This is a genomic window from Caldifarcimen microaerophilum (assembly GCF_055387105.1).
Window position 1 is genome coordinate 1,142,315 of record NZ_AP038914.1, and the last position, 16,005, is coordinate 1,158,319.

Below are 16,005 nucleotides of genomic sequence, written 5' to 3' on the forward strand. Positions count from 1 at the left end.
CCTGTTCAGCGGAGAATCACGATCCGTTCACGCTCCCTCCAGTTCCTCCCCTCCACCTGAAGCACATACACACCCGGTCTCAACGCAAGGGGAAAGCGCACCCCTTCGGGTCGAAGGATCAGATGGGTCCTGCCCACAGCGCGCCCCAGCATATCCCAGACCTGGATGCGCACCGCTTCCTGTCCGGAAAGATACAGCCGGGGACCATTCATCCTGAGGCGCACCCTTCTTCTTTGCGCTCGCGTTTCCTCCACCCCCACCCCGATCTGCCAGTGCCGTGTGTCCTGGAGACCATCCAGACCGCCCCACACGGGAGGCGCAAGTTCAGGGTGAAGGGGATCCGTTCCCGATCCTGCATAAAAAGCCCGGAGTCCCAGCCCCACGAGCTGATGGAGTCCGAGGAGAAATCCCGTGTTCCAGACGGTGTCTTCCATCCCCACAAACCCGCCTCCCACCGCTTCCATCACCACGAACCGGAGGGTGTCCCCGGCTGCAAGATCAAAGGGTCCCGCCGAATGGTGGAAGCGGTGGTCGTAAGCCCCGAAATCAAAATAGGCCGGGTCAGGGGCGATGCGAAACCCTCCCCGGGGCTCCCAGATTCCTCGCATCATCTGGTAGACCACGGTGTCCGTGACTGGATCATTAACCCACGTCCACCACTGGTGGGCAAGGGGGCGGATCATCCGCCGACCTGCCCACACCGAATCCGACGGTGAGGGGGGCGCCCACAGGAGGGCGAACCCCACCGCACCGCTTCGTCCCCCTTCCAGCGAATCCCCTTCGGGTGTCAGGGGGTCATCGCCGTCCAGAATGATGGACACGTTCACAGGGATGAGATACCCCACCACCGTCACCGGCGTTCCGTTCCGGTTCACCACAAACGTATCCCCTTCCCCGGGGAGCACAAACTCGTCTGGATCATCCCCCCAGATGAGAAGGTGATCGGGGACGCCATCGGGTCCGGGATACGCCGTGTCTCCCAGAATCGTCCATTCGTCCTTCGGCGTGAAGGGCGAATCCCGCCACCCTTCATAGGTGACCCAGTCATCCCTCTGGGGCATGTTCAGATCGATCCCGCTCACGTCGGCGTCCATCGTCCATCCCACCACCACGTCCCGGAGGGTGTCGGGGCAAGAGGGCAGGGTGCATTCGGCAGGATCGTAAAAGACGAAGTATTCGTGGAAGTAGATCTGGCTCAGGGGCCCCTCACTCCAGTGAAGGGTGCGCATCCAGACGCCGATTCCCGTTCGATAGGGTCCCGGGTTGTATGGATTGTCGGCAAAGTCGTCAAAGGCCACCACCAGGTCATGGGGGCTTTTGCCAGGTCCTTCATAGGGGATGGTATCGGAGGGCCATCCCCACCGGGCAGGATCGGATGGCCCCCATCGCCAGTCGTTGTATTCGCAGTTCACCACCTGGAGAAAAGGTTCACCCACGGAGATCAGGAACCTCCCTTCCCAGAGGTGATAGTTGTTGAAGGACTGCGAGTCTCCCGGCCAGGTGAGGGAAGGAAGGACGCTGTTGGGGTCCCCCAGCGAGCAGTCATTGGACACCGTGTGGGCCACCTGGCCCCCGTAGATGGGTACCTTTGCCCGTGGAGGGCGGGCGGCAAAGAGAACCAGGGCAAAGAGAACGGTCATGGCCTTCCTCCTGTCAGGGGATCAGAACTTTCCAGACGCCCCGGGGCTGCTGCATCCGCACCACATACACACCCGGTCGAAGATCCACCCGCATCCCCGGCACACCCCGGGAAGAAAACCACACCTTCCGCCCGAGAAGGTCCCGAACCTCCACAGATCCCCTTCCCTGAAGCACCATGCCCCCTGGAAGAATCCGGAAGGGCAGGGCTTTTACCGTCTTCTGCTCCTGCACGCCCACACCGGAGAGCACCCACACCCACACCTGCCGGTCATCCCGAACCCGAACCTTGCCCGCCCGTGCACGGATCTCGGTGGGGAAACGCCCGGCAGGGAGAGGTAGTGCGCTTTCGTAGGAAAGATCCGGGACACGGAGAATGGCAACCTCCTCCGGAGGATCCAGGGCAAAGACATGACCCCCCTCCAGGGCCACATCCACCGGTGCGGAAAGGGGGAAGGAGGCGAGGTTCACAAGGCCCGTATCGTAGAGGGCCACACCCGCATAGGTGACCACCACGACATAGGAGGATTCCGCATCCACGCCCAGAAGGTCGGTTCCGGTGGTGATCCAGGAGGCCTGTGGCGATGCGGGATCGCGCCAGTCGATCCGAAAGAGGGTGTCCCCGCAGATCCCATAGGTGAAGGGCGGATCGTGGGCAAAATCACGGACATTGCAGGGGGCCGTGGCGTTGCCCGACAGAGAAAGGGTGGAAAGGTCCACGAGGTACAGGGTGGAACCGATGTTGCGTTTCACCACCGCCTGAGTCTGCTTGCCCCGGATCTGACCGGGCCTGATCCGGGATGACCAGATTTCCTGGGGGCTGGTGGGGTCCGAGATGTCCCACACGCGAAAATACAACAGATCTGCCGTTGCAAGATAGGCCCCGTTCCCGTAAACATAGACATCCCGGTAGAACGTGTCCGTTGGAGGAGGGGGAAGCCGGTAAAAAGGAGGGTTTTCGAGCGAGTCGTTCACAAGCAAAACTCCCCAGGATTTCACAGAAAACACCAGCGTGTTTTCCGCATCCATCGCAACGACCCGGGGAGACCGCAGGGCGTGTCCGGCGGTCGTTCCCACACATCCTCCCGACGCCGCCGCCAGCGTGTCCCCCAGAAACCCCATCACATCCGGCCGAACGGGAAGCGCAACATCGCCCATTCTGCACTGAAAAAGGTCCTCGAGAGGGATGCCCCCTATCTGAGGAAAGGGTACAGTATCCGCTTGATATAGGTCCGCACGTCCTCTGGAACCCCTCAGCACGGCAAGCTTGTTTCCTCGCGGAACCATGGAAAGAACGAAATCATTACCGCCAAACATTCTCATTCCCCGGAGAAAGGACCGGTCGCTCAGGCGAAATACGGCCACGCTGTCTGGCCAGAATGCGGCAAACAGAAGGGTATCCCCCACCGCAACACGCCGGGGTCGGAAGGACGGGTCCAGGCTCCAGCCTGCAGGATTCCCCCGGGGAAGCACCACCAGTCCCGAATCGGTGGCCACATAGAGCGACTCCGAAGTCACCGCCACATCCCGGATCCGGGAAGGCAGTGCAAGGGGGCCCAGGGGCATGAGGCCGGGCAGAGAAAACCGCAGGAGTTCGGATCCCATGGGAAGCCAGAGGGTGTCGGAGGTTGACAGCAGAAGAGCCCGGAGGGGATCCTCTGAAGGCGGAAGAGGAAAAGAAGCCGTCCAGTTGAGAACGGGATAGGTGCTCACGTCGGCCACGTACAGGGCGGGTTCATCGGTGAAAAGGACAAGGTAGGGATCGTGCCAAAGGAGGTCCACGGGTTTGCCCGTTCCGGGAAGGGGATAAAACCGCACCGGATCCACCAGGGTGTCCCGGAGGGTGTCCGCCCAGAGGGTCCGGTCCGTCGCTGCCCAGAGCACGCGACGCACGGTATCCACCTCCAGGGTGCGAAAGGGCGTGATGGAAAAATCGTACGCCAGGGCCAGGACCATCCCTATGAGGCCCATTCCCTCACCTCCTGCTTAAGGGACTGAACCGCCGGCCGGTCTCAAGGTCCAGAAACGTCCCCCGCCCCAGATAAAGGGCGGGGTCCATGGCTTCCACCACCAGGCCCCCCTCTTCGTCCAGCACCCCCGCGGTGTGAAACCCGTCCACCACTTCCCCCACCACAATCTCATGGTCTCCGGCAGGATAGCGTGCCTGGATGCGGCATTCCACCACCGCATAGGCTCCCCGGATCCAGAACCCCTCCACCGTTCGGGCCGGGGCGACGGGAAGATGAAACTGCTGGATTTTGTCCACCTCCCGTCCGCTCACCCGCCCCGTGCGCATAATCCAGTCCGCATGACGGAGGGGAAAGAACTGGATCACGAACGCGTCGGTTTTCTGGAGGAGTTCGTGGGTATACCGGGCATAGCCCACCGCCACCGCCCACATGGGAGGCTCGTGGGAGACCGGCATGTGCCAGCCCGCCGGCATCACGTTTCTCCGTCCCCCGGCTTCCACCGTGATGACCGCCACCACCCCCGGATAGGTGAATCGCAGAAGGCCCGCGAGTTCCTCCGGAGGTCGGGCCGCGGAAACCTGGACGTCTGTGGTGGGCTTCGTCTCACGGGCGGGGCGTTTTTTCCGCTTTTTCCGGGCCATCCTTCACTCCGGTTTCCGGGCCACCACCACCATCCGTTTCGCCGTGTGGTCATAGGGCGTTCGGGCCAGACTCCCATACACCGCGATGTCCTCAAACCCCGCATCCTCCAGCATATCCCGGAGTTCCCGGGCAGAGTAGAGACGAAGCCGAAAGGTGTATTCTCTGCGCTGTCCCTCCGGAGTGACCACGATCCAGCGGGTTCGTGCCCCCTCAAATCCGTTTTCGATCACCACGTCCTCAAGAAGCAGCGTGCCGTTTCCCTCATACCAGGTGGAAACGGCCGGACAGGTGCGGGCGAACACCTCTTTGCCTTTCATCTCCAGGAGCAATCTCCCGCCGGGGACAAGGGAGGCCCACAGGTTGTCCAGCACCCTCCGGTCCTCCTCCCGGGTTTCAAAAAAGCCGAAGGAGGTGAAGAAAAGAAAGGCACCGTCAAAGGCTTCTTCCCGGCGGAAGGCCCGCATGTCGGCCACCCCCCATTCGATGGCAAGCCCCTTTTCTTCGGCCCTGCGTCGACCTTCCTCCACATAGGCCTCCACCAGATCCACAGCCGTGACCTGGAAGCCCCGGCGGGCGAGCTCCAGGCTGTGCCGACCCACCCCGCAGGCCAGGTCCAGCACCCGCGCCGGTGGTCGAAGACCCAGAAGGTCCACGATGGCACCGGCTTCCTCCTTCCCCTGCTGGACTCGATCTTCGCTGAACAGAACCGGGCGAACCACCTCCCAGAAGGCCCTGTCTTCAAACCATGGGCCCTTCATGCCAGATACCAGTCCCTTCGATCCAGCATGCGATATTGCAGGGCTTCAGCCACGTGGGGCGTCTCGATTTGATCGCTTCCCGCCAGGTCCGCAATGGTCCGGGCCACTTTCAGGATCCGTCCATAGGCCCGGGCCGAAAACCCCAGCCGCTCCACCGCCTGAAAGAGAAACTGTTCGGTCTCGGGGGGCATCCGGACAAACTGTTTGATCTCCCGGGTGCCCATCTGGGCGTTGGCGTACATCCCTGGACGGTTCTTGAACCGGGCCAGCTGACGCATCCGGGCCTCCACCACCCGCTCCCGGATCACTTCCGAAGGCTCCCCGTCCTCCTTGCGACGGAGTTCCTCCACGGGCAGGGCGGGGACCTCAATATGCAGGTCAATCCGGTCCATGAGGGGACCGGAGATCCGGGCGTGATAGCGGTGGATCTGACCGGGCGTGCAGGTGCATTCCTTCACGGGATCGGTGAGATAACCGCAGGGACAGGGGTTCATGGCGGCCACCAGGGTGAACCGGGCGGGATACTGCACCGTCATTCTCGCCCGGGTGATGGTCACAAAACCGTCTTCCATGGGCTGGCGAAGGACTTCCAGCACGTTCCGGGAAAACTCCGGGAGTTCGTCCAGAAAGAGCACGCCGTGATGGGCTAGGCTCACCTCACCGGGTCGGGGAACGCTCCCTCCCCCGATGAGGCCCACGCTGGAAATGGTGTGGTGGGGCGCCCGGAAGGGACGGACGGCCACGAGCGGTCCCCGAAGGAGTCCCGCCACGGAATGGATCTTCGTGACCTCCAGGGCTTCCTCCAGGGTGAGGGGCGGAAGGATGGTGGGGAGTCTCCGGGCCAGCATGGTTTTGCCCGATCCCGGTGGGCCCACCATCAGCACGTTATGCCCGCCCGCCGCCGCGATCTCCAGGGCCCGCTTGGCGTGGAGCTGACCCTTGACCTCGGCAAAATCCACATCGTATTGCGCGGCCTCGGAAAACAGGGCATTCAGGTCCACCCGGACCGGTTCGGCCTCCTTCTCCCCCTGAAGGAAGTCCACCACGTCCGAAAGGTGATCAAAGCCAAACACCGTGGCCTGCTGGACCAGGGCGCCTTCGGGGGCCACGCGGCTGGGGGCCACCAGGGCATCCACCCGGTCGGCCAGTGTCAGGGTGATGGGGAGCATCCCCCGGACGGGCCGGAGACGCCCGTCCAGAGCGAGCTCCCCCACAAAGGCATGCCGGGATAGCGCGTCCTCGGGCAGGATGCCAAGGGCCGCGAGGATCCCCAGGGCGATGGGCAGGTCAAAGCCCGAGCCTTCTTTGCGCATGTCCGCCGGTGCCAGGTTCACCGTGATGCGCTTCATTGGAAGGCTGAACCCCGCGTTTTTCAGCGCAGCCAGCACCCGCTCTTTGCTTTCCTTCACCGCCCCTTCCGGAAGGCCTACAATCGTAAAGTTGGGAAGCCCCTGAGAAAGGTCCACCTCCACCGTCACGGGGATGCCATCCACCCCCTGCACCGTCGCAGAAAGCACCCGGGCATACATGATCAGGACTCGTCCGGAAGTCCCCCGTATCGCTCCATGGGGATCACCAGGTTGTGCTTTCGAGCTGTTTCGATGGCAATCTCATAACCCGCATCCGCATGCCGGATGACCCCGATGCCCGGATCGTTGGTCAGTACCCGCTCCAGGCGCACGTCCATCTCCTTCGTGCCGTCCGCCACGATCACCATGCCGGCATGGAGGGAATAGCCGATGCCCACCCCGCCTCCGTGGTGGAAGCTCACCCAGGAGGCCCCGCTTGCCACGTTGAGCATGGCGTTCAGAATGGGCCAGTCCGCAACGGCGTCCGAGCCGTCCTTCATGGCTTCCGTTTCCCGATAGGGGGAGGCCACCGATCCGGTGTCGTGGTGATCCCGCCCGATCACGATGGGAGCGTCCAGTTCACCCTTGCGCACCATCTCGTTGATGGCGAGTCCGAACTCCGCCCGTTCCCCCTGGCCGAGCCAGCAGATCCGCGCGGGAAGGCCCTGCCACTTCACCTTCTTCTGGGCAAGTTCGATCCACTTCCGGAGGTGGTCGTCGTGGGGGAAAAGCTCCAGCACCTTCCGGTCCGTTTTGAAAATGTCTTCCGGATTCCCGGAGAGGGCCACCCACCGGAAGGGTCCCTTCCCCTGGGCGAAAAGGTCCCGGATAAAGGCGGGCACATACCCCTGGATCTCAAAGGCGTCCGACACACCGTTGTCATAGGCCAGCCGGCGGAGGTTGTTGCCGTATTCAAACGTCACCGTGCCGTCCCGGAGATAGGCGAGCATGGCCTCCACATGACGGGCCGCGGATTCACCCACCGCCCGGAGATATCCCTGAGGGTCTTTCTTCCGGAATTCTTCCGCTTCTTCCACGGAGTAGCCGGAGGGGATGTAGCCGTTCAGGGGGTCATGGGCAGCGGTCTGGTCGGTGAGCACGTCGATTTTCACGCCCCGCCGGTGCATTTCGGGGAGCACATCCGCGATGTTCCCGAGAAGCCCGATGGAGAGAGGTTCTCCCTTGCGCAGGGCCTCGTCGGCAAGCCGTAGGGCTTCGTCCAGGGAATCGGCCCGGGTGTCCAGATAACCGTGCTTGATCCGTCGCTCAATGGCCCAGGGGTTCACCTCCACCGCGATCATCACCCCGTCGTTCAGGGTGGCCGCCAGAGGCTGGGCGCCCCCCATTTCCCCCAGACCCGCGGTGACCACCAGTTTGCCCCGGAGGGTGCCGCCGAAATGTTTGAGGGCTGCCGCATAGAAAGTTTCATAGGTCCCCTGGAGGATGCCCTGGGTGCCGATGTAGATCCAGGAGCCTGCCGTCATCTGGCCATACATGATGAGGCCCCGCTCCTCCAGTTCCCGGAAATAGTCCCAGGTGGCCCATTTGGGGACCAGGTTGCTGTTGGCGATGAGCACCCGGGGCGCCCATTCGTGGGTTTTGAAGATGCCCACCGGCTTGCCGGACTGCACCAGAAGGGTCTCGTCGGGTTCCAGTTCATCCAGGGCGCGGACAATCGCCCAGAAGGCCTCCCAGTTCCGGGCGGCCCGCCCGGTCCCTCCATACACGATGAGGTGGGCCGGGTCTTTGGCCACCTCGGGGTCCAGGTTGTTCATGAGCATCCGTTTGGCGGCCTCCGCATGCCAGGTTCTCGCGGTTTTCTCCCGGCCGCGGGGCGCCCGAATTTCATAGCGGACGGCCATGGATCATCCTCCTTTTGTCAAATTAACGAAACGTGCGGGCCACGTCCACCACCCGGAACCGGAGATCCCCCAGTGGGGTGGAGACGTGGGCAAACCCCTCCACTTTCAATCGGGCCGATTTTTCCCGGATGGCCCGGGCCAGGCCTGAGGAAAGGCGGGTCCAGGGGACAAACACGTCCAGGGAAAGATCCGCGCTTTTCCGGGGCTCCACCGCGAGCGGTTCGCTGGTTTCGCCCGTGGCGATCCGGACGTCGTTGCCATAGAGGTCAAAGGAGAACCGGTCCAGCACCGCCCGGACGGCGTTGGGGTTGTAGGCCGAAAAAGAAAGGCGCAAACGGGCCCCGGAGAGGGAAACCTCCTGAAGAGTGGCGGATGTGAAGGTAATCCGGAGATCGCGAACGGCGAGACGTTCCCGGAAGGCCGTGCAGGAAAGAAGCACCCCTCCTGAAAGAAGCAACACCGGAAGCATGCGTTTCATGTTATGATGCTATGCCGGGAAGGACGGACCTTCAAGGTGGGGGGCACTCCTCCAACCCGAACCCTTGATGGGCCGGAGCGGAGGCGGTATACTTATTCCGGAACCCGAAAAAACCGAAGGGGGTGAGTTGCATGACGGGTGTCCGGCTGAGGGACGGTGAGTCCTTTGACAGCCTGATGAAGCGCTTCCGGAAGGCCGTGGCGCGGGATGGCATTCTGCAGGAGGTGAAGCGCAAGTCCGTGTATGAGAAGCCTTCCGAACGGAGGAAGCGCGAGGAGCTTGCCGCACGGCGTCGGCTCCTGCGCAAACTTCGGCGCGAACGTGAACTTGCCTGAGGTCCTGGAACGCCTGGATGTTCCTCTCTGGATGAAGGACATCCAGGCGTTTGCTTTTTCGGAACGGGCCCGGCGGGATCTCGTCTCCTGGCTGCTGGATCCCGGGAAACGGGCCGAACGGGAAGAGCTTTTCCGGTCTTTCCAGGGGGTGGAGGACCTTCCCCCCTTCCACACCGTCCCGGATGTGGCCGGGATTCTGGACGAAGCCCGGAAAGAGAAGGTGCTCCCAGGCCAGGCCCTTCGCACCCTGGGCGTGTTCCTCTATGAATACGAAAAGCTCTTTGAGCGGATGATCTCCACCCCTCTTGCAGACCTGTTTCCCGATCCCCTTCCCCTCCGGGTGCTCCGGCGCACCCTGATGGAGAGTTTCCTTGACGACGGAAGCATCAACGAGCGAACCTATCCCGAAATCCGGAGGCTCCGGGAAAAGGCCCGGAAGGAGGAACAGGAACTCCTTGCCCGGCTCGAAGCCCTGCTGGACCGGTATGCCTCCCGGGGATGGGTTCGGGAACGGTTCGTCACCCAGCGAAACGGACGGTATGTGATTCCCGTGGCCTCCCACGTCTCCCCTCCCGGGGTGGTGCACGCCCTGTCCAACCGGGAAGCCACCCTTTTCGTGGAGCCCTTTGAGGTGGTGGACCTTCAGAACGCATGGATCCGGACCCGGGAGACCCTCCGGGAGGAAGAGCAGCGCATCCTGCAGGAGCGCTCCCGCGATGTTCACCGGGCCCTCCCCCTCCTTCTGAAGATCCACGAGGTGCTGGTGCAGGCGGAGCGGGTGAGCGTGCTGGTGCGCTATGCCCGGGAGCGGGGCGCCGTCTGGCCCGAGGAGGCGTCTTCCTGGGATCTTCAGGAGGTGCGCCATCCGGTCCTCCTGGTCCTCCAGGAGACCGTGGTGCCTTTCAGCCTGTCGGGGAAAGACGTTCAGGGCGTGGTGATTTCGGGTCCCAACGCGGGCGGGAAGACCGCCGTTCTCAAAACGGTGGGCCTGGCCGCCCTGGCCATCCGCCTGGGCATCCCCTTCCCGGGGAAACGGGTGGCCGGTCCGGTGTTTCAGGAGATCTGGACCATTGGCTTTGAAGACCCGCAGAACATCGCCTTCGGGGCCTCCAGTTTCACCGGGATTGCCCGGGAGATCCGGGAGGTGCTGGAACATGTGGCCCCCCCGGCGCTGGTCCTTCTGGATGAACCCTTTGCGGCCACGGATCCCCAGGAAGGCTCGGCCCTGGCCTATGCGGTGACCCGTTCTCTGCTGGATCGGGGCGCCCAGGTGTGGATCACCACCCACCTCTCACCCCTCAAGATCCTCCTCGGTCGGGACCCCCGGGTGATCCAGGCTGCCATGCAATTTGACGAAATCACCGGAAAACCCCTGTATGAAGTGGCCTGGGGCGAGATGGGTGCATCCCACGCCCTGGAAATCCTGGAACGGGAAGGCTTCCCCCCGGACATCCTGGAGGAGGCCCGGCGGGCCCTGGTGGCCATTGACGAGGAGATCGGGCGCCTCCGGGAGGAGATCCACCGGAAAGCCGAAGAGGCCCGGCGGATGCTGGAGGAGGCCGAGGCCACCCTCCAGCGGGCCCGGAGCCAGGCCGAAGAGATTGTGAGCCGGGCCCGGGATCAGGCCTACGCCCGCCTGGAAAAAGCGGATCGTACCGTGCAGAAGGCCCTGAAGGCCCTCCAGAAAGAACTCCGGACCCGGGAGGACCTGGAGCGCCTCCGGAAGGTGCGGAGAACCCTTCGGGAGGAAAAGCAGGAGTCCCTGGCCGTGGAGGAAGGGGAGGCGGTGGAACGTCCCGAAGTGGGACAGATCTACGCCGTCCGGGGATTCGGGCTGAGGGGGCGTCTTGTGGAGGTCCGGGGACGACGAGCCATTCTGGATGTGAACGGTCAGCGCATGGAAGTCGCGCTGGAGCTTTTGCGCACCGTACCCGCCTGAGGTTCCCGGGAGTTACCCATGGCGATGCAGGACCTGTATGAACGGATCCTGGAGCGAATCTCGCCTCTTGAGGTGTATGGGGAGTTTGTCCGGCTGCGCCGGTCGGGCAAGTCCTATGTGGGTCTGTGTCCCTTCCATGCGGAGGACACCCCTTCCTTTCATGTGGACCCGCAGCGGGGGCTCTTCCACTGCTTCGGGTGCGGAGAGGGCGGGAACCTCCTCACCTTTGTGGAGAAAATCCAGCGGGTTTCCCGTCAGGAAGCCCTGCGGTGGCTTGCCCAGCGGGCCGGGATTCCTCCGGAGGAACTGGAGGATCGCCGTCCGGCGGCCCGGCTGTCCACCCTGCTCCAGATGGCGACGGACATCTATCACCGGGCCCTTCTGGAACGCCCGGATCTGCTGGAATACCTTGGGAGGAGGGGCCTCTCCATGAACACGGTGGTGACCTTTCAGCTGGGCTATGCCCCGCCCGGGAACGAGCTTCAAAACCTTCTCCTCTCCAGAGGGTTCAGCCGGCGGGACCTGGTTCAATCGGGTCTCTTTGTGGAACGGGGGGGAAACCTTGTGGAACGGATGGCGGGGCGGATCGTGTTCCCCATCCGGAGTCCCTCGGGCCGGGTGGTGGCCATGGGGGGGAGGGTGGTTGACAAAACCGCCTCGCCGAAGTATATTAACTTTGAGAACACCCCTATTTTTGAAAAACAGCGCGTTCTCTATGGGTTCTGGGAAGGCCGACGGGTGGTGGAGGAACGGGAGTTTGTGATGGTGGTGGAAGGGTATATGGATGTGCTGGCCCTGCATGAAGCCGGAATCGGAGGGGCGGTGGCGCCCCTGGGGACCTTTCTCTCTCCCCTCCAGGCCGCGTTGTTGAAACGCGTGGTGGGGAAAGCCCGGCTGGTGTTTGACGGGGACGAGGCGGGTCGATCGGCCGCCCGGCGAAGCGCCGAGGTGCTGCTTCGATCCGGTCTGGAGGTGGAGGTGGTCCTCCTTCCCGAAGGGAAGGATCCGGCCGACCTCCTGGTGGAGGAGGGGTCAGAATCTCTGCAAAATCGGATTGCAGAGACGGTGCCGTTCTGGGATTTTTACACGGGACACGACTTTTCCCTTTCCGGGATCCGGAAGGGAATTACCCTGTTGCGGGAGGTGAAAAGCCCCGTGCTTCAGGAGATCATGCTGTCTCGTCTTGCGGCGGAGAGCGGCCTGGGTGTGGATACCCTCCAGAAAGAGCTTGCGGGGGTTCGTTCCGGGGTCTCTCGAAGGAAAGACCGTCAGGACCGCTTTCTTCCCTACCGGGTGGCTGCGCTGGCCTGTGTGGACGAAGGGGGGGACTTTCGTTCAGCCTTTGTGCAGGTGTTTGACCGGGTCCGCCCCTGGGTGATGCAGGACGAGCGGATGAGCGCCCTTTTCAGGATGCTGGAAGGGAATCGTCTGGACGATCCCTGGGTGGAGGCCCAGCTGGCCCGGGCACGGTTTGAGGAGATCCCGGCGGACGAAGACGAACAGTGGGATCTTCTCGTCCGGGCCCTGCGAGAGTATGTGCGGTTTCTTTTTCAACGAACACGGGATGAAACGTTGCTTCACCTTTATCAAACCATGGTGAGGGAGGGAATCCATGGCAGCAACCAAGAAGGCTAAGATGAAAATCCGGACCCGCCGGAAAGGGACCGGGGATTTGGAGACGGTCCTTCAGAACATTCTGGACTTCGCGAAACGGCAGGGGGGGATCCTGTCGGAACGGCAGCTCCTGTCCCTCCTGCCCACCCGGTTTCAGGCCGAGGAGACCCTTGGAGACATTGCCACCCGTCTGATCGAACAGGGGGTGGACATCCTCACGGATGAGGAATTCGAGGAGCGGGTGGCTCACCGGAAAATCCGGCGGACAGCCAACGGGGAAGACGATATTGAGATCCAGCTCTACGCAGAGGACGAAGACCTCTTCACGGGAGGCGATCCGGCCAAAACCTATCTGAAGCAGATCTCCGATCTCGGCCTTCTCACAAAAGAGGAAGAGCAGTTCTACGCCCGGGAACTCAACGAAGCCCGGAGAAACCTCACCCGCATGATCATGGAAACGCCGTTCGGCTGGCGCCACCTCCTGGAACTCCTGGACCGCGTTCCGGTGGATCACAGCCCCCGGGAAGGAGAGAAACTCCTGGAAGAGGTGGTGGAGGTGGATTCCCAGTTCTGGACCAGCCGGAAGGTGAACGAGCGTGAACGGGCACGGGTGCGGGAGGCCTTTGAAACCCTGCGCGAGACCCTCCAGGCCCTTCTTGAACTGGAAAAGGAACCCCCTTCCCGGAAGCGGGACAACCGGCGAAAGAAACTCCTCGAAGCCGTTCTCTCCACCCTCAATCTGGTGGGGGAAGAGGATCGAGAGCGGGGCATCATCCTCCAGTTCCATCCCGTTCTGGATATCATCGAAACCTTTCTGGCCAAAGCCCATGAAGCCCTGCGCCACCAGAGGGAAGGCCGCCTGGAAGAGGCCCGGGCTCTCAGTCAGGAGCTCGGTGTTCCCCTGGAGGATCTTGAGACCATGGTGCACACCATGGAACGGGAACTGGAGCGGTATAACCACGCCCGGGATACCCTGGTGAAGGGGAACGTGCGGCTTGTGATCGGGATCGCCAAACGGTTCTCCAACCGGGGTCTGGAGTTCATGGACCTGGTGCAGGAAGGGAATGCCGGGCTTATCAAGGCCGTGGAAAAATTTGACTACCGGAAGGGGTACAAGTTCTCCACCTATGCCACCTGGTGGATCCGCCAGTCCATCACCCGGGCTATTGCGGATCAGTCCCGGACCATCCGGGTGCCCATCCATATGATCGAACTCATCACCAAAATTTCCCGGGTGACCCGGGACCTTCTCCAGGAACTGGGGCGGGAGCCCACCCCGGAGGAGGTGGCCCGCCGCCTGAAGGTGTCCACCGAAAAGGTCCGCCAGGCCATGAAGGCGGCGAAAGATCCCATTTCCCTGGATCGTCCCATCGGCCACGACAAGGAAAACCACATTGCGGAGTTTGTGGTGGATGACGCCTCCCGGCGGCCGGATGAGGCGGCCTTCCTGTCCGTTCTGCAGGAACGCCTCCAGGAAGTGCTCAACGCCCTGCCCCTCCGGGAACGTCAGATTCTGGAGATGCGGTTTGGGCTCACCACCGAACGCCCCATGACCCTGGAAGAGGTGGGGGACCGGTTTGGCGTGACCCGGGAGCGCATCCGCCAGATCGAAAACAAGGCCCTGCGCATGCTCCGAAGCCCCGAAATCGCGAAAAAACTGGAAATCTTTTTGAAATACATCGATCAACTCTGAGGAGGGTAGGATGCTGACCCAGCAAAACACCCGGATTCTGCAGCTTCTTCTCCGGGCGGGGCGGATTTCCAAGGAGGATGCAGAAGGGGTCCTCCAGCGGGTCCGCTCCGGAAACATCCCCGTGTATGAGGCCATCGTTCAGGCGGGGCTCATGAGCGAGGAGGAACTCGCCAAGTTCCTGGCCCAGCAGCACCGGGTTCAGTATGTGGATCTCCAGAAATACGAGGTCAACGAAGAGTTCGTCAAGCGCTTCCCTCAGGACTTTCTCCGAAAGCACCTGATCGTTCCCCTCCGCCGGAAGGGCCGGCGTCTCACCGTGGCCGTGGCCGACCCCACCAACCTCCAGCCTCTGGAAGACCTGAAGTTCACCACGGGAGCCGACATCCAGATGGTGGTGGCCCGGCCCTCCGACATCCAGGAAACCCTGGACCGGATCTTTGGAACCGCTTCCGCTGACCTCGTGGAGGAGGCCCTTTCGGAGGCGGTCGCGGAAGAGGACATCGAAGTCACCGAAGAGGAGCAGGAAGTCGGAACCGTCGACATCCTCCAGCAGGCCCAGGCCGCCCCGGTGATCAAATTTGTGAACGGGATTCTGGCCCAGGCCATCAAACTGGGGGCCTCGGATATTCACATCGAACCCTATGAAAAAGACCTCCGGGTGCGCTTCCGCATTGACGGCGTGCTCCACGAGATCGCCCATCCCCCTCTCCGTCTGAAAGACGCCATCGTGTCCCGTGTGAAGGTGATGTCCAAACTGGACATCGCCGAACGGCGCCTGCCCCAGGACGGCCGGATCCGCATCAAGGTGGGCGGCAAAGACGTGGACATCCGTGTGTCCACCGTGCCGGTGGTGCATGGCGAGAAGGTGGTGATGCGTATCCTGGACAAGTCCGCCCTGAACGTGGACCTGGAAAAACTCGGGTTTGAGCCGGAGGCACTGGAACTCTTCCTGGAAGCCATCCACAAACCCTATGGCATGATCCTGGTGACCGGTCCCACCGGGTCCGGGAAATCCACGACCCTGTATTCCGCCATGCAGATCCTGAACAAACCCGAAGTCAACATCATGACCGCCGAGGATCCGGTGGAGTTCAACTTCCACGGTCTCAATCAGGTGAACATCCGGGAAGAAATCGGGCTCACCTTTGCATCGGCCCTCCGGGCCTTCCTCCGACAGGACCCCGACATCATCCTGGTGGGGGAGATCCGTGATCAGGAAACCGCCTCCATCGCCATCAAGGCCGCACTGACGGGGCACCTGGTCCTCTCCACCCTTCACACCAACGACGCCCCCTCCTCCATTCCCCGACTGGTGGACATGGGGGTGGAGCCCTTCCTTGTGGCCGCCTCGGTCATCCTGGTGGTGGCCCAGCGTCTCATGCGGAAGATCTGCACTAACTGCAAGCGTCCTGTGGAATACCATCCGGAAGACCTCCGGGAAATCGGCATCGATCCGGAATCCCTCCCCGGGGACCAGGTGTTCTACAAGGGCGAGGGGTGTGAGGTGTGCAAGAACACAGGCTATAAGGGCCGAATCGGGATCTATGAGGTGATGAAGGTCACCCCCGAAATCCGCGAAGCCCTGGTGGAGGGGGCAAGCGCCACAGAAATCCGGGAAATCGCGCTGGAACAGGGAATGATTACCCTGCGGGAAGCGGCCATCCGGAAGTTCCTGGCCGGAGTCTCCACCCGGGAAGAAGTTCTTCGCGTCACCATGGAGGAATAAC

At 62.5% G+C, this 16,005-nt stretch carries 12 protein-coding genes; 5 read left to right on the top strand and 7 right to left on the bottom strand.

The genetic code is table 11. The features are described 5' to 3' along the window. Positions 1-5: 5 nt before the first annotated feature. The 7 genes from AC6HU3_RS05375 to AC6HU3_RS05405 are packed head-to-tail and all read right to left on the bottom strand — an operon-like array spanning position 6 to position 8,697. Entirely contained in the window at positions 6-1,640 is a 1,635-nt protein-coding gene (locus AC6HU3_RS05375) for a hypothetical protein (RefSeq protein ID WP_497536272.1), read from the bottom strand. A gap of 13 nt (positions 1,641-1,653) precedes the next feature. Continuing rightward, on the bottom strand, positions 1,654-3,609 hold the full coding sequence (locus tag AC6HU3_RS05380; protein WP_497536273.1) for an LVIVD repeat-containing protein: 1,956 nt from the start codon (positions 3,607-3,609) through the stop codon (positions 1,654-1,656). 4 nt (positions 3,610-3,613) lie between these two features. Further along, on the bottom strand, positions 3,614-4,249 hold the full coding sequence (locus tag AC6HU3_RS05385; RefSeq protein WP_497472758.1) for a flavin reductase family protein: 636 nt from the start codon (positions 4,247-4,249) through the stop codon (positions 3,614-3,616). 3 nt (positions 4,250-4,252) lie between these two features. Further along, a complete protein-coding gene (locus AC6HU3_RS05390; RefSeq protein ID WP_497472759.1) occupies positions 4,253-5,008 on the bottom strand; it encodes a class I SAM-dependent methyltransferase in 756 nt (251 codons plus the stop codon). After that, complete coding sequence (locus tag AC6HU3_RS05395; RefSeq protein ID WP_497472760.1) at positions 5,005-6,537, bottom strand: YifB family Mg chelatase-like AAA ATPase; 1,533 nt, start codon at positions 6,535-6,537, stop codon at positions 5,005-5,007. Before AC6HU3_RS05395 ends, AC6HU3_RS05390 begins: the two co-directional genes overlap by 4 nt. A 2-nt stretch (positions 6,538-6,539) precedes the next feature. Beyond that, positions 6,540-8,219, bottom strand: coding sequence for a urocanate hydratase (gene hutU, locus AC6HU3_RS05400; protein WP_497472761.1), 1,680 nt, complete (start codon positions 8,217-8,219; stop codon positions 6,540-6,542). 22 nt (positions 8,220-8,241) lie between these two features. Further along, entirely contained in the window at positions 8,242-8,697 is a 456-nt protein-coding gene (locus AC6HU3_RS05405; protein WP_497472762.1) for an LEA/WHy family protein, read from the bottom strand. A gap of 131 nt (positions 8,698-8,828) precedes the next feature. Between AC6HU3_RS05405 and rpsU the strand changes: the two genes are divergently transcribed. Genes rpsU through pilB form a run of 5 tightly spaced genes read left to right on the top strand, consistent with a single transcriptional unit; the run spans position 8,829 to position 16,004 of the window. Next, a complete protein-coding gene (gene rpsU, locus AC6HU3_RS05410; protein ID WP_497472763.1) occupies positions 8,829-9,032 on the top strand; it encodes a 30S ribosomal protein S21 in 204 nt (67 codons plus the stop codon). 31 nt (positions 9,033-9,063) lie between these two features. Continuing rightward, positions 9,064-10,971, top strand: a complete 1,908-nt coding sequence (locus tag AC6HU3_RS05415; RefSeq protein ID WP_497472764.1) for a MutS-related protein — start codon at positions 9,064-9,066, stop codon at positions 10,969-10,971. 18 nt (positions 10,972-10,989) lie between these two features. Further along, on the top strand, positions 10,990-12,606 hold the full coding sequence (gene dnaG, locus AC6HU3_RS05420) for a DNA primase (protein WP_497472765.1): 1,617 nt from the start codon (positions 10,990-10,992) through the stop codon (positions 12,604-12,606). A 1-nt stretch (position 12,607) separates the two neighbouring features. Next, positions 12,608-14,278: a sigma-70 family RNA polymerase sigma factor gene (locus AC6HU3_RS05425; protein ID WP_497472766.1), complete on the top strand. Its 1,671-nt coding sequence runs from the start codon at positions 12,608-12,610 to the stop codon at positions 14,276-14,278. 10 nt (positions 14,279-14,288) lie between these two features. Further along, on the top strand, positions 14,289-16,004 hold the full coding sequence (gene pilB / locus AC6HU3_RS05430) for a type IV-A pilus assembly ATPase PilB (RefSeq protein WP_497472767.1): 1,716 nt from the start codon (positions 14,289-14,291) through the stop codon (positions 16,002-16,004). Position 16,005 lies beyond the last annotated feature (1 nt).